10 protein-coding genes are annotated in these 14,352 nt (G+C 54.3%); 6 read left to right on the forward strand and 4 right to left on the reverse strand.

All coding sequences use genetic code 11. From position 1 onward, the window contains the following. Nucleotides 1-450 precede the first annotated feature (450 nt). Entirely contained in the window at nucleotides 451-990 is a 540-nt protein-coding gene (locus ACJROR_RS03550; RefSeq protein ID WP_406545894.1) for a type II secretion system protein, read from the reverse strand. 409 nt (nucleotides 991-1,399) lie between these two features. Further along, nucleotides 1,400-1,687, reverse strand: a complete 288-nt coding sequence (locus tag ACJROR_RS03555; RefSeq protein ID WP_406545895.1) for a type II toxin-antitoxin system Phd/YefM family antitoxin — start codon at nucleotides 1,685-1,687, stop codon at nucleotides 1,400-1,402. 350 nt (nucleotides 1,688-2,037) lie between these two features. Here ACJROR_RS03555 and ACJROR_RS03560 point away from each other — a divergent pair, with 350 nt between their 5' ends. Then, complete coding sequence (locus ACJROR_RS03560) at nucleotides 2,038-6,840, forward strand: hypothetical protein (RefSeq protein WP_406545896.1); 4,803 nt, start codon at nucleotides 2,038-2,040, stop codon at nucleotides 6,838-6,840. A gap of 135 nt (nucleotides 6,841-6,975) precedes the next feature. Here ACJROR_RS03560 and ACJROR_RS03565 read toward each other — a convergent pair whose 3' ends face one another. Further along, the gene (locus ACJROR_RS03565; RefSeq protein WP_406545897.1) at nucleotides 6,976-7,449 is read right to left on the reverse strand and encodes a hypothetical protein; all 474 of its coding nucleotides are present in this window, start codon (nucleotides 7,447-7,449) and stop codon (nucleotides 6,976-6,978) included. Between the two features lie 314 nt (nucleotides 7,450-7,763). Continuing rightward, nucleotides 7,764-8,453 carry an aquaporin Z gene (gene aqpZ, locus ACJROR_RS03570; protein ID WP_406037039.1) on the reverse strand — a complete coding sequence of 230 codons (690 nt, stop codon included), beginning with the start codon at nucleotides 8,451-8,453 and terminating at the stop codon, nucleotides 7,764-7,766. A 289-nt stretch (nucleotides 8,454-8,742) separates the two neighbouring features. Between aqpZ and dauA the strand changes: the two genes are divergently transcribed. From dauA to ACJROR_RS03595, 5 genes are all read left to right on the forward strand, one after another. Further along, on the forward strand, nucleotides 8,743-10,548 hold the full coding sequence (gene dauA, locus ACJROR_RS03575) for a C4-dicarboxylic acid transporter DauA (protein WP_406545898.1): 1,806 nt from the start codon (nucleotides 8,743-8,745) through the stop codon (nucleotides 10,546-10,548). A gap of 194 nt (nucleotides 10,549-10,742) precedes the next feature. Beyond that, nucleotides 10,743-12,002 carry a UDP-N-acetylglucosamine 1-carboxyvinyltransferase gene (gene murA / locus ACJROR_RS03580; RefSeq protein ID WP_406545899.1) on the forward strand — a complete coding sequence of 420 codons (1,260 nt, stop codon included), beginning with the start codon at nucleotides 10,743-10,745 and terminating at the stop codon, nucleotides 12,000-12,002. Nucleotides 12,003-12,101: 99 nt separating this feature from the next. Continuing rightward, complete coding sequence (gene murB, locus ACJROR_RS03585; RefSeq protein WP_406545900.1) at nucleotides 12,102-13,118, forward strand: UDP-N-acetylmuramate dehydrogenase; 1,017 nt, start codon at nucleotides 12,102-12,104, stop codon at nucleotides 13,116-13,118. Beyond that, nucleotides 13,106-14,164, forward strand: a complete 1,059-nt coding sequence (locus ACJROR_RS03590; protein WP_406545901.1) for a biotin--[acetyl-CoA-carboxylase] ligase — start codon at nucleotides 13,106-13,108, stop codon at nucleotides 14,162-14,164. The genes murB and ACJROR_RS03590 overlap by 13 nt, the downstream gene beginning before the upstream one ends. Beyond that, the coding region (locus ACJROR_RS03595; protein ID WP_406545902.1) for a hypothetical protein at nucleotides 14,161-14,352 on the forward strand (192 nt) is incomplete at its 3' end. The genes ACJROR_RS03590 and ACJROR_RS03595, both read left to right, overlap by 4 nt.

A 14,352-nucleotide genomic window follows, 5' to 3' on the forward strand; every position in this document is an offset into this window, starting at 1 on the left:
CTTTGAGCTTCAAGAGTCCCTGCAAGCTGGATCTGGATGCTCTCAACATGAGCGCTCATCTTACGGTCTACGGCCGGAAGAAGCAGGAGTAACAGCCGAGTTCCCTGAGTCCGGCGGAAGGGCAATACAGTAAAAGGGGCCGGTGAAAAGCCCCGGAGAAAGCGTCATGTCCGAAGATTTCGGGCGTGGCGCTTTTGTTTTCAGAGAAGCGGGGCGAGACAGGGAGGGGCGGGGACAGGGCGAAACCATGAAGAGAAGGAATGAGAAAAAAATGCGGTGAAAATGGCGGCTGATGAGTGAGGAGCAAAGCCTTTCTTCATAAGCCTTTAGGGATTGTGCAGTGCATAAAGGCTTACTTCTGCGCTTTGGGCTTTATGGGCTGGAATTCAGGTGTTTGGAACAGCGGAAGAAAAAGGCTCATCGTGAAGACGAGCCTTGAGGGAGATTGGGTTAGCAATCGGAGGTGTAAGATTTTATGGTCAGGTCGCCGGATTCTTGGTTCAACCGGTACATCACAGAGCATTTGTCCTTGAGTTCAAGATATTTGCTATATCTTTCACCGGTATTTGTAATCTTTTCAAATTCTTGATTTTTGAAAAAATAATAACCGTACAAGTAGTCATCACCATCATCAGGGACATATGAATAATCATTTTCAATGTCTATATCAGCAACTTTATCCAGTTCGAAGTTGCCCGGGGTATTACTGAGAGGAAGAACATGCCCATAACACACATATACCCAATTATCTTCAATCTTTACCTTATGGTCAAAATCACACGTCTTATCAGCTCCCTGCATTACCGCCTTGGCATAGAACATCTTATCCGCAGATTTCAATGCTGCTTCTACACCCTTGAGAGATGCAGCTCTCGCATCGCTCTGAAGGCTCATGAATTTCGGAGCGGCGGTGGCGGCCAGAATGCCGAGAATTACGATAACGACGACAAGTTCGATAAGGGTGAAACCCCGGGAGGATGTGATTTTCATGATGGGCATTGCCTTAAAAATTAGACATCAAACCCTTCCGAGTATATATATAGGCTTGGACGCAAGTATTATCTGTTAACAATCCCTCTTCTGTCGCAGAACCGTTCCCGCTCCGCTCCGGAAAAACCACTCTGCCGTCAGCATATGAGACGGCACAGTCCAGAAGGCTCGCCAGAGGTTTGCGCTGAACTCCGTTACCCGGGTTTTGCCCCTGAGATTCCTGATGACTTCAGGGCTCCCCGAGGGCGCGTATGCTCTGATTCTTCACAGTATTCTGCAAATTTCCCTGAGGGCAGAATCAGATTGTTTTCAGGACAGTCGTGCTTTGGCAGTGCTTCCCAAACCGAAACAGATGGCCCTATCTGGACGGATAGCAATGCGGGGTGTTTATGAGAATGTTCAAAACAAATCACCGCCCCATGAGGGATTCATTAATCTCAGCGCTTCCGGCATCGAGGTCTTCCGGGACAATGAACTTCCCTTCTGCAACGCCAATGCGTTTTGATGCCGGAGCGGCCCCGCCGTTTAATGCCGGAGTGGTGCGGAGCGGAACAATTTTCACAACAGGCTTTCCGTTCCTTGTTATTTGAACCTCATCCTCTTTTTCACTTTCAACAAGCCTGATCAGCTTTGACAGGCCGGTTTTTGCTTCCCTTGCACTGACTTGCATCATAATCGTCACCTCCGAAATAATCATGAGTCCCCGTGTTCATTGTGACTGTTTTTAACTGAAGAGATTGGTCATGACAAGGGCTGTTTTCAGGAGCGGGGCTGAGATGCTTTTCAGGATCACAAAGCGGGATCATATCTTTATGAAAGTGTTTTCAAAAGTATTTTCCGGCCGTTAAAATGATGGTAAAGCCCGGGCTCTTTTCAGGGTAAGGAGAGGCTTTTCCAGCGGTTTTTCTGTGCGGTTTTGCTGTTTTTTTTCTTTTGGTAACAGGGATTTTTTTCTGTCATGAAGTTGGTTTAGTCAGATGTTTTAGTCAGGCGGTTCAGTCAGGTTCAGTCGGGTAAGGTCAGGTAAGGTCAGGTAAGGAGTGCTCCATGAGATGCTTTGTCATGCAGACAAGTCAGTACGAGAGTGAGGCGAAGAAGTACAATTGCGTCAATTTTTTCAAGAGATTCAAGCGGGATGCGGAAAGCTATATTGACTACTGTCATCCTGCGGAAATGAACTTCAGCTTTGGCAATTATATCAAGAAGCGCCTTTCCAACTTCCGCATCATTCTTGCCTACCGGAACATGACGGTGGAAAACCAGCAGGTGCGCTGCTACGTGGCTCTTAAGGTCTTTACCCGGGGAGCCAAGGACTATGAGGAATTCTATACCGGCAGCACCGCTGACGAAAAGCGCGAAAGTCTGGTGGGAATGCGCCATGCCGACTGGGACGCGTACGAGAAGATCATTGCGGAAAAGCTTAAGGCTCACGATAATCCCGTTGAGCTCCCGGATCTCGATCCTTATGAGAACAATTACATTCAAAGAGGATCCGGCATTACCCATACCATTTTCGACACCAAGATCATCGAATCCAAATACTGGCTTGAAACCACCAGATCGGCCAGCTTCAAGGATCCCATGAAGGTAATTGACGCTCTTCTGGAAATGATTGATGAAGCGCTTTACGCTGACGCCTACGGTTTTATTGAGAAGTCCTTCGGGGAAGCCGGCAAGAAGATTCTCTGTCTGCGACCCGGACCGGATCCTGACGATCCTAAAGCTGATGACTATTATCTCCTCAAGCTGGGCACTGACGAGGACATCAAAGCCTTCAAGGAGGAGCATAAGCTTGGCGGCGCCGCTCCGGACATGACTGAGCTGGAGAACATGAGCGTCCGGGCCTATCCCTATTCCATGCTGGAAGGGGACAAGGATTTCTGGTGGGATATGGAAAAGGATGAGAACAGCAATTTCATCCTGTCCCCGGAGGAACTGGACATCGTTTCCCGGGAAATTCAGTTCCCGCTGTTTTTAACCGGGAGAGCGGGGAGCGGCAAGTCCACCATGCTGCAGTACCTCTTTGCCGAGTATTTCCTGAGATACCTGGAATACCTCAGGGAGCATCCTCCGGTATATATCTCCTACAGCTCCAATCTTATTGAGAATGCCAAAAAGCTGGCGGTGAATCTCTATACCAGAAACCACGCCTATACCAAGAAGCTTAAGGAAATCAAACTGAGCTTTGATGATGACATCAAGCCTCACTTTGACAGTTCGTTCCACGTCTTTCAGCAGCTGGTGAAGCAGTTTATCGAAGACAGCGTTCCGGGAACGGTGCAGAAGAGGTTTACCCCGAACCGTCATGTGACCTATGCCCGGTTCCGGGATCTCTGGCTTAAGAAGTTCAACAAGGATCCCGCCGCGGCAGAAAAGTTCGGTCCTGCCGTAAGCTGGCACGTTATCAGAACCTATATCAAGGGGTGGAATGCCGATGAATACCTCTCGCCGAAGCTTTACGAGAATATCGGCAAGTCCTATAAGAGCGTGTCCGATGAGGTCTTTAAAACCGTCTACGATGTGGTCTGGGAAAAGTGGTACAGCGTTCTTCAGGATGATGAAGGACTGTGGGATGATCAGGATCTGGTGCGTTACTGCCTGGCTCCCGATGATGACAGCTGCGAAACCTGCGTAAAACCGATATTCAGCGCCATCTTCTGCGATGAGTCTCAGGATTTCACCAGAACGGAAATCGAATTTATCCTGCAGATTTCCATCTTCTCCCAGCGCCGGGTTTATGATGAAAAGACCCTCTTCAAGCTTCCCTTTGTCTTTGCCGGCGATGAGTTCCAGACCCTGAACCCCACGGGCTTCAGCTGGAATTCCCTGAGATCCTATTTCACCACCAGACTTATTCGGGTGACCATGTCAAAGAACGTGGGAGCTCCGGATCCCGTGGTGCTCAAGCATAACTACCGCTCTCCCGCCGCCATCACCAAGCTGGCCAACAGACTGCAGCTTCTCCGGCAGACACGGTGCGGCTATGATGAGAAGTTCACCCCGCAGATCCCGTATCACTGTCAGGAAAAGCCCGATCCGGTGCTCTGCCTTTCTCCGGCCAATCCTCTGGTCTGGAAAGAGCTGAGCAAGATGGGCACGGTGCTGATTATCCCCTGCAGCGAGGGCCAGAGTCCGAAGGATTTCATTCAGAACTCGCCCATAAAGGATTTCATCGAGTTCTACGAGGACGGCTCGGCAAAGAGCATCACCATTTACAACCCGGCCCAGGCCAAGGGATTGGAATATCCCCGGGTGGCGATTTACGGCTTTGATCGTCTTAAGGAGCTCCGGATTCACAATCTTCAAAGCTGGTACAGCTCCGACAATCCGGAACCGGATACCGAGTCCCGGGAAATCGAGATGAAGTACTTCCTGAGCAATGCGTACGTTTCCGCTACCAGAGCCAGCAACAAGCTCTTCATTCTCACTGATTTTAATGACGAATCCTTCTGGGCCTTCGCATTTGCCAGCGATGATCCCCTGCTGCAGGATCAGATCACCGAGGTAAACAAGAGGATGATCGCCAAGTCAAAATGGGAATGCGACAATGCGCTCCTGGGCTTTATCGTTAAGGGTGATGTGGACGATATCAGCAAGATTGGCCTCCTTAATCTCGAGGAAATCGCCCGGGGCACCAAGGCCAGAGCCATGGATCTTCTGGATGCCGGACTCATGCGCCAGGCGGCTGCCCGTTACCGGGAACAGAACAATATGCTGGAGGTTACCACCTGCGAGGCCTATGCATTCCGGTATGACCGGGACTTCAGGCAGGCGGCGGAGAATTTCGAGAAGATTCAGGATTATGCCAATGCGCTGGATGATTACTGGAGCATGGACGCTGACAACAAGACGGAGCTTCGCTTTATTGTGGAATCCATCAGCAAGCTCGCCGGGAAGACCTCGGATCTCAGAGTGACCCTGTCCCAGCATGCCATTAAGAAGCGTGTTACTCTCAACGAATTCAAAATGGATCTCAGCAATCTGAAGGAAAAGCTGGCAACCGGAGCTGAGAAGCTTTTGGACAATCTCAATTCCGACATCTGGTCCGCCGTGCTCAATCTGATCCTCAGGAATATTCCCAACACCACCACGGTAAACAAGAACGATCTGGATCCGATCCTCAACATGGCCGAGGAACTGGACAAGAAGTACTACATTGAGGTGAACAAGAACGAGCTCGCTCTTATGGCCTTCAAGGCTGAAGAGTTTGCCAGAGCCGTGGCGATCTGGGAGAAGCTGAAGTCCCGGCCGAAGGAATTTTATCAGGCGCAGTGCCGTCTTCTGCCATACCCCGCCAATCTGGCCTATCGGGAACAGACGGAGGATCCTTCATGGATGGAGCATGTGGTGGAGGATTTCCGCTCCGACAGAAACGCCGTTCTTGAGCCCTATCAGCGCAAGATTGTGGCCCGGTCATTTGTGGCCAAGGGCGCCAAGGAGGAGATCCCGGACAATCTGATGTATCTCTGGACGAATGCTCTGGATCTCCGGGAAGCCAAGGAGTACGGCAATCTGGCTCGGCAGAACGGCTTCAGATATGCCGAGGACTGCATTGAAGCCCTGTTTATTTACCGCTGGGGCGACGTTGCGAACACCAAGCTCTCCCATGACAAGTACATTTCCACGGATCTCAATCTTTTGATGGAGACGCTGACGAGGATCCGGGAAATCCGGACACCGGCTTTTCTGGAGACCGTAAACAAACTGCTGCGTCTCCGGGGAGACGGGGATTTTCAGGAACAGAACCGGAGAAGCGTCAGGGATTTTCATCTCTTTTTGGACAAGAAATTCAGTGACATTAAATCCTCAAAATGGAACTGGCTCTTCATGTATGAGATGGGCGTCCTTATGGAAAAACGCGCCTACCACGTGGATGCGCAGAAATACTATGAATGGGCTGAGAATCAGACTCTTGACGTGGATCTGACCCGGGAGCTGGAAACCCGCTGGATTATCTGCAGGATAAAGCAGGCGAAGACCCACGAAGACGATCTGGAAAAATATAACAATACCATCGGTCCGGCTCTTGATAAGATCCGGGATCTCGGCCTCACTGACGTCATTAATCCCAATGACGATCATTTCCCGGATTTTAAATTCGGGAGATGGGCCGATATTTACAAGGAGGTGATGTCCCTGCCTTCGGACAAGCAGAAGCCCGCCCGGCCGAAACCCGCGGATATGCTGAAAACCGGTGACAAAAACAAGGATAAAACCGAGGATAAAGCCGAGGATAAAGCAGAGGGCAAAGCTGAAGATAAAGCCGGTGACACCAGCGAGACCCTTCAGACTGATGCCGCCAAGCCGAGGGACAGGGGGGGGAGAGAGCCCCTCAGAAGACACCGCGGCCCCTGGAATCAGCCAAACCAGCCGGACCGGAAGGATTCCCGCGGCCCCGTCAGAAAACCCATGTTCCGGAATCCGAACAAGGATGACGGTGTTGAGAACGTGGGGATTTTGCCGGAAGGCATGCTGAGCGGCAATCGCGTGCCTGATGAAGCGCTGAAGGTTGACATCAATGTGCCGCTTCCCGCCGCTTCCGAAAGCGCCGGCAAAGAGAAGAAAGCCGGAAACGTGTTCACTGACTATACCCTTCACGACTACCGGTTTAAGTTCAATCCCGGCAAGGATGAGCTTTCCATAAAGCTTGAGAACGATGAGGAGGATCTGTTCGTGAAGATCAAGCAGGGCAAATTCCCGAAGGACGGGGACTTTGCGCTAAAGGAAGACGGGCGGATCATTAAAACCGAGGACGAGTCTCCCACGCCGTTTAAATACGCCAGGGATGAACGGGGCATCACCATCACCGATATGGAGAACGGGATGACCTTTAAGTTCCCGCGGAGTTAGGGAAAACCGAAGACGTTCGGGGAAGCCCCCTCTGAAAACCGGATACAGGGCCGCGGATAAAACCGCGGTTCTGTTTTTCCGGAATGAACAGGGAGACGGGCTGTTTGTTAATGGCCGGGAGCAGGCCAGGGATGATCAGCTATGTTTGATTCCCTTTGACCAGCTGAATGCCGGAGCTGATTCTGCTGCCCGGGCGCCTGATGATTCGCTGTCAGCCTTTGGCGTAACCGGTTCCCTGCCGTTGTCGCTGTCAGTGCTGACATCTGCCAGAGCTGACAGGTTTTTGCTTTGGAAATTCAGAATGTCTCTTATTTCGTTAATGCTCTGAAGGCCTTTCTCAAGATCCTTTTTGATTTTGGATATCTCGGAAGACTGCTGCATATCCAGGCGCTGATCGCGTTTGCCGGTTCTGTCGTGAATGTCTTCCAGCAGTGATACGACATAGCCGATCAGCATTATTGTAAAGACACCGCTTATGAAAACACAGACTCCCCAAAAGAACCCGGCATAGTGCATGGCCATAATGGCCTGATAGACAGTGACCAGACACGAGCCAACTATGAAAATTACAAAGCATACTCTGCCAGCGCTGATAAAGAAATCTCTCATAACTATTCTCTTGTAATCAGTGAAATGCTTAAAGTGAAACTCCGGAGCCTTAAACCCCGAAATGAGGCCGCATGATACTGTGACAATCCTGCAAATGCAATAAAATTTTGTGAATAAAATCACACAATTTTTCTATTGGAAACGGCTAAACTCGGCTGAGCCCGCCAAACCACGGCAACCGACAAACCTGCTGCCATGCACCCTGTCACCGCCGGATCCTCAGGTTTACCCCGGATCTTCTTATCTCCTTTCCCTCCTGAAAATGAAAAACCCCGGCAGTTTCCGGCCGGGGCTTCGGGGAGTGGGGATGTCAGTTACTGTTTGTCTTCAAGAAGAAATCTGTAAGCGATACCGCCCAGCATGCCGCCGATAACGGGGAATACAATGAAGAACCATACCTGGGAAAGAGCCCAGCCGTCAGCAAAGAGGGCAACGGCGATACTGCGGGCCGGATTCACGGAGGTGTTGGTCACCGGAATGGAGATTAGGTGAATCAGAGTAAGTCCGAGACCGATGGCGATAGGAGCAAAGCCGGCCGGAGCTCTCTTGTCAGTGCTGCCGTGAATGATGAACAGGAACAAAGCAGTGAGAACTACCTCGGTAACGGCGCAGGCCAGGAAGCTGTAGCCCTCGGGAGAGTGCTCGCCGTAGCCGTTGGAAGCGAAGCCGCCGGGTACCTGACCGGTCTTGCCGGTGAAGATAAGGTAAAGAAGAGCTGCTGCGATGATGCCGCCAACTAACTGGGACACAATGTACGGCACAAGCTCCTTGCCGGAAAAACGGCCGCCGGCCCAGAGACCCAGAGATACTGCCGGGTTGAAGTGTCCGCCGCTGATGTGTCCTACGGCATAGGCCATGGTAAGAACGGTAAGACCGAAGGCCAGGGATACGCCCACATAGCCCACGCCGACATTCTGGAGACCGCAGGCAAAAAGAGCAGTGCCGCAGCCGCCGAATACCAGCCAGAAGGTGCCGAAAATTTCAGCAAAACATTTTTTTAACATTGTTATCTAGTCCTGATTAAACTGGAGATGCGTTCTCCACTCCCGCCCGCGGATTTTAATGCAAAACGGAAAAGATTGCCACAGGGCAATAGCGCGGAGACGGGGGAGCGCGAAGACCGGGGAAAAAGGAGAACAATTTTTCAAAAATATTCTTGAAAAATGTGATCTGGGTTGTATAATTCCAAAACTTTTTAAGTTTATCCGACTTTCGTACCCGGCTTACGCCCTTTGTTTGCCGGGTTCTTTTAGCGGATTCGTTATTTATACAATTCCAGCCCCGGCAGATCATATGAGCACCATAAGCACCAGGAGACGCATAGTCACCTTTAAAAATTCCCTGTTCCATTTCGGCAGTGCCGTCAGGGATTCCATGATTGCGGAAAAGTATACCCGCGCCAGGTTCTTCAAGGATCTTCTGGCTGGAATTACCGTTGGCATCATTGCCATTCCTCTTTCTATGGCTCTGGCCATCGCCACGGGGGTGAATCCGGAGTACGGCCTTTACACCGCTCTTGTGGCCGGCGTGGTGATTGCGCTCACCGGAGGATCCCGCTACAGCATCTCCGGGCCCACCGCCGCCTTTGTGGTGATTCTTTATCCGGTAACCCAGACCTACGGCATGGCGGGACTCTGCATGGCCAGCATGCTGGCGGGGTGCTTCCTTCTTATTATGTCCGCAGGACGGCTGGGCCGGCTGATTCAGTTTATCCCCATTGAGGTGACCTTAGGCTTTACCATGGGTATCGGCATCGTCATTGCCGTGCTTCAGGTCAAGGATTTCCTGGGCCTTAACATCGTGATGCCGGAATCCTTTGTGGACAAGCTCTTTGCCCTGGCCGCCAATATCGGCGAAATCAACTGGGGCGATGCCGCGGTAGGAGCGGTAACCCTGCTTACCCTCATCGTCTGGAGCAAGCTCAAAATCCGTTTCCCGGGCCATCTCCCGGCAGTGCTTCTGGGCGCTCTCACCGCCTGGCTCCTGACCTCCTATGCCGGCATGGAAATCGCCACCATCGGGAGCCGCTTTCATTACCTGAACCCGGACGGCACTCAGGGGAACGGCATTCCTCCCTTCCTGCCGGAATTCGTGCTCCCGTGGAATCTTCCCGGCCCCGACGGCAAGCCGCTGGTTTTTGATTTCGCCACCATTCAGGCCCTTATTGTGGCGGCGTTTTCCATGGCGGTGCTGGGAGCCATCGAATCCCTGCTCTGCGCCGTGGTGCTGGACGGCATGACCGGCACCCGGCATCACTCCAACGGGGAGCTCTTCGGTCAGGGCGTGGGCAATGTGCTGGCTCCGTTCCTTGGGGGCATTACCTCCACCGCCGCCATTGCGAGATCCGCTGCTAACGTCAAGGCCGGCGGCACCTCTCCGGTGGCCTCGGTGGTGCATTCCCTGCTGGTGCTGGTTTCCATTCTGTTTCTGGCGCCGCTCTTGAGCGAGCTGCCCCTTTCGGCCATGGCCGCGCTCCTCCTTCTGGTGGCCTACAACATGAGCGAGTGGCGCAAGGTGGTTAATCTTTTCCGGACGGCCCAGCGCTCCGATGTGCTCATCATGATCTGCTGCATCTTCTGTACGGTGGTGTTTGACATGGTGGTGGCTATCAGCTTCGGCATTATCATGGCCTCGGTGATCTTCATGAGAGACATGGCCCGCATGACCAAGGTGCACGATCTTTCCCTCCATCATCACATCGCTGAAAGAGCGGGCTCCGAGTACGAGGTGCTGGGGATCTCCGGCCCGCTGTTCTTCGCCTCCGCCGAAAGAACCTTCCGGAAGATCCGGCATGACTGTCTGAACCGGCAGAAGCTGATTCTGGACTTTACCGCCATGAACATGCTGGATGCGGGGGGCGATCACTGCCTGGAGCAGTTCTGCGGCGATATGAAGAAGCAGGGCGTGTCCCTCATTATCTGCGGGGTGCAGTACCAGCCCATGCGCTGCATGGTGAAGTCCTCCTTTGCCGCCAAGCATCCCGAGGTGCGCTTTACCTCCACCCTGGACGAAGCTCTGGAGCTGGCTCAGGCCTCCCGGAATCAGGAGGAGCAGGCCCGGGCGCTTCCGGAACAGGATCCTGAGGGGGCCGGCGCCTAGACAGGGGCAAGACCGGGGTTTCCGCCCCGGTGTATGGATGCTCCCGAAAAGTGTATAATAGCTGTGCAAATATTGTCCGGTTTTTGCCTCATCGGCACGGCCGGATGCGGCGTTTTCCCGGTTTCCGTGCGGTTTCCGCTGTGCCGCCGCTCCGGAGTCCCGGACTTCATTTAACCTGTGAATAATTTTTTACCATGCAGAAATTTAAAATTACCGGCGGCAACGCCCTTATCGGCGATGTAGTCATTTCCGGCGCCAAAAACGCCGCTTTGCCCATTATTCTGGCCACCACCCTTACCGATGAGAAGGTGGTGCTTCATAATGTTCCCAGTCTCCGGGATACCGCCACCGCCTTTAAGCTTCTGGAAATTCAGGGCAAGAAGGTGGTAAAGCTGGACGAGTCATCCTATGAAATCACCGGGAAGGTCAGTAACTACATTGCTCCCTATGAGCTGGTGAAGACCATGAGAGCCTCCATTCTGGCTCTGGGCCCCCTGACCGCCAAGATGAACTCCGCGGACGTGTCCCTCCCCGGGGGCTGCGCCATCGGGGATCGCCCGGTAAATCTGCATATTCAGGGGCTCCAGAAGATGGGGGCCGATATCCGCATCGAAGGGGGCTACATCAAATCCCGGGTTAACAGCCGCCTGGTGGGAGCGAACTTCTATTTTGACGTGGTTTCCGTTACCGGCACCGAAAACCTGATGTCCGCCGCCGCGCTGGCTTATGGCGAGACCGTGCTCCAGAACGCCGCCATGGAGCCCGAGGTGGTGGATCTGGCCTGTTTTCTGAGAACTCTGGGCGCGGACATCTCCGGGGAAGGCACCTCGGAAATCACCATCCGGGGCGTTGCCGCTCTTCACGGCGGGGAGTACTCCGTGGAACCGGATCGCATCGAGACCGGCACCTTCCTGGTGGCCGCCGCGGTAACCCACGGCTGCGTGACCTGCCATAACACCGATCCCCGTCTTCTCGAGGCCGTGCTGGCCAAGCTCAGAGAAGCCGGAGCCCTTATCGAAACCGGCCCGGACTGGATCCGGCTGGACATGAGAGGGCGGGAGCTCAAGCCCGTCAATATCACCACGGCGCCTTACCCGGCCTTCCCCACGGACATGCAGGCCCAGTTCACCACCCTGAACTCTCTGGCCCGGGGCACAGGCATTGTCACCGAGAACATTTTTGAGAATCGCTTCATGCATGTGCCGGAGCTGAACCGCATGGGAGCCAATATCGAAATTCAGGGCCGCAGCGCCATCTGCCGCGACTGCAACGGTCTTTCGGGAGCTCAGGTCATGGCCACGGATCTCCGGGCCAGCGCCTCCCTTGTTATCGCCGGACTGGTGGCCAAGGGAGAGACCATCGTGGACCGCATTTACCACATGGACCGCGGCTACGAGCATATTGAAAAGAAGTTCCGCGGTCTCGGCGGCATCATCGAGAGAATTAATGGCTAGTCCGGAAAGCAGCCCCGGCTTCTTTTTCTTCGTTTAGCGCAGCATGATTCCGGAGGCGGAGAGAGTCCGTCTCCGGCTTTCGCAAGAGAGGTGTTTCAAGTGTCCTTCAGTCTTAAGCCCTATAATACCTTCGGTCTTGACGTCAAGGCCCGGGACGGCATGGTGGTGCGGGATTTTGCCATGTTTCCGGCCGCCTTTGACAAGATCAGAAAAAGCAGCGCCGGCTTTATTGTGCTGGGGCACGGTTCGGATGTGCTGTTCAAGGGAGACTATGACGGCGCGGTTATTGTGAACCGTCTGATGGGGGTGGAGTTCAGCGAGGATGCCAACACCCATTACGTCAAGGCTCAGGCCGGGGAGACCTTTCATGACCTGGTGGCTCTGACCATGAAGAAAGGGATCTACGGCCTGGAAAACCTCGCCCTGATCCCCGGCACCGTGGGCGGAGCTCCGGTGCAGAACATCGGCGCCTACGGGGTGTCCCTGTCAGACTTCTGCCGCTATGTGGAGGTGCTGGATCTGGTCACCGGGAAGGTAGATCGCATTATGGGCCGGGACTGCGGCTTCGGCTATCGCGATTCCATCTTCCGCATTCCGGAAAACCAGGCCCGCTACATTATCACGGCGGTGGAGCTGGCCATTCCCAAGGACTGGAAGCCCGAAACCTCCTACGCCGCTCTCCGGAGCCGGAATCTGGAATCCCCCAAAGAGATCTTCGACTTTGTCTGCAGCATGAGAAAAATCAAGCTTCCGGATCCCCGGGTGCTGGGCAATGCCGGAAGCTTCTTCCGGAATCCCGTGGTGTCCCGGGAGACTCTGGCCGTCATTCAGAAGTCCTTTGACAACGTGCCCCACTATCCCGCCGAGGGGGATCCCGATATGGTGAAGCTGGCTGCCGGCTGGCTTATCGATCAGGCGGGCTGCCGGGGTATTAACCTGGGCACTGCCGGCACCTACGAGAATCAGGCTCTGGTGCTGGTGAACTACGGCGGCGCCACCCCGGAGGATATCGTGAACGCCGCCAGACACGTGCAGGGCCGGGTGGAGGATGCCTTCGGCGTGCGGCTGGATCCCGAGGTGCGCATTTACGGAGAAAAGGGCGAATGCCAGTTGTAAAGAAGCCCGAGCAGGAGTTTTCCGGACACGAGAACCGTTTTCTGGAAATTCTCTCGGACGGGGTTTTTCATAGCGGGCAGGATCTCGCGGATGATATGGGACTGAGCCGCTCTGCCATCTCGAAAATCGCCATGCGGATCAACGACTGCGGGCTTCCGGTGTTTGCGGTGAAGCGCCGGGGCTATGCTCTGGATTATGTTCCGGACCGGATCACTCCGGAAAAGACTCTGGCCTTCCTGTCCGATATCCGGGTGCCCTGGTTCCGCTCCTATGACGTGGTGGATTCCACCAATCTCAGCGCCCTCCGCCATCCGGAGCTTCCGGACTACGCCCTGATAGCGGCGGAATATCAGCCGGCCGGCCGGGGCCGGGTGGGCCGGCAGTACTTCAATCTTTATGCCAATCAGGTGATGTTCACCCTGACGGTAAGGTTTCGGGAGCTTGCCGCGCTCCAGGGGCTCAGCGCGGCGGCCGGAGTGGCCGTGGCCCGGGCGCTCCGGGGCCTGGGCTTCCGGGATATCGGCATTAAGTGGCCCAATGACGTGTACCTTGGCGGCCGCAAGCTCTGCGGCATCCTTATTGAAAGCGCGCCCCGCTATGACGGGGTTCTGGCCGTTATCGGCATCGGGGTCAACGCGCGGAAGAACTTTCTGGAGCGCATGGCCGAGCAGGGGCTTCTGGATCAGGAAATTACCGCTCTTGAGCTCTCCCCGGACGCCACCCCGGACAACCTTTCCCGGAACCGGATCCTGGCCGCGCTGTACCGGGAGCTTTGCCAGGCGGTACTTCTTTTTAAAACCGAAGGTCTGGCCTCCGTCCGGGAGGATTATGACGCCTTTGATATCTTCCGGGGCCGGGAGGTGGTGCTCCGGAACAGCTCCTGCGAGCTTACGGGGATCTGTCAGGGAATTTCCTCCGGCGGGGCTTTGCTTCTGAAAACCCCTGAAGGGATCCGCCAGATCAATGCGGGGGACATGTCCCTGAGACCCCTCCGGACTGCCGATCCGGAGACAGCCATGAAGAGCGAGGCAGACAGCGCGCCGTGACAGATTTTGCCGAACAGCTTACGGGAATGCAGGGGAGACAGCGTTCTCCCGGCGATACCGACTCTGATTTCAGCTGGAATCCGGAGGTGCAGTCCTATGTCAACATCCGGGTGCGCCGGGAGGATGTGGCCGAGCTCCGGCGCAGTCTGGAGGGGCCCATGAGAAAGGTGCCCCGGGATCTCTTTAAG

It is taken from the genome of Succinimonas sp., from assembly GCF_045225735.1.
Taxonomy (GTDB): domain Bacteria; phylum Pseudomonadota; class Gammaproteobacteria; order Enterobacterales; family Succinivibrionaceae; genus Succinimonas.

Coding starts and splice junctions, on each gene's coding strand:
- ACJROR_RS03565 (WP_406545897.1), bottom strand. CDS start 7,449: ATGAGAGATTTCTTTATCAGCGCTGGCAGAGTATGCTTTGTAATTTTC.
- ACJROR_RS03590 (WP_406545901.1), top strand. CDS start 13,106: ATGCCAGTTGTAAAGAAGCCCGAGCAGGAGTTTTCCGGACACGAGAAC.
- ACJROR_RS03550 (WP_406545894.1), bottom strand. CDS start 990: ATGAAAATCACATCCTCCCGGGGTTTCACCCTTATCGAACTTGTCGTC.
- aqpZ (WP_406037039.1), bottom strand. CDS start 8,453: ATGTTAAAAAAATGTTTTGCTGAAATTTTCGGCACCTTCTGGCTGGTA.
- murA (WP_406545899.1), top strand. CDS start 10,743: ATGCAGAAATTTAAAATTACCGGCGGCAACGCCCTTATCGGCGATGTA.
- ACJROR_RS03560 (WP_406545896.1), top strand. CDS start 2,038: ATGAGATGCTTTGTCATGCAGACAAGTCAGTACGAGAGTGAGGCGAAG.
- ACJROR_RS03555 (WP_406545895.1), bottom strand. CDS start 1,687: ATGATTATTTCGGAGGTGACGATTATGATGCAAGTCAGTGCAAGGGAA.
- dauA (WP_406545898.1), top strand. CDS start 8,743: ATGAGCACCATAAGCACCAGGAGACGCATAGTCACCTTTAAAAATTCC.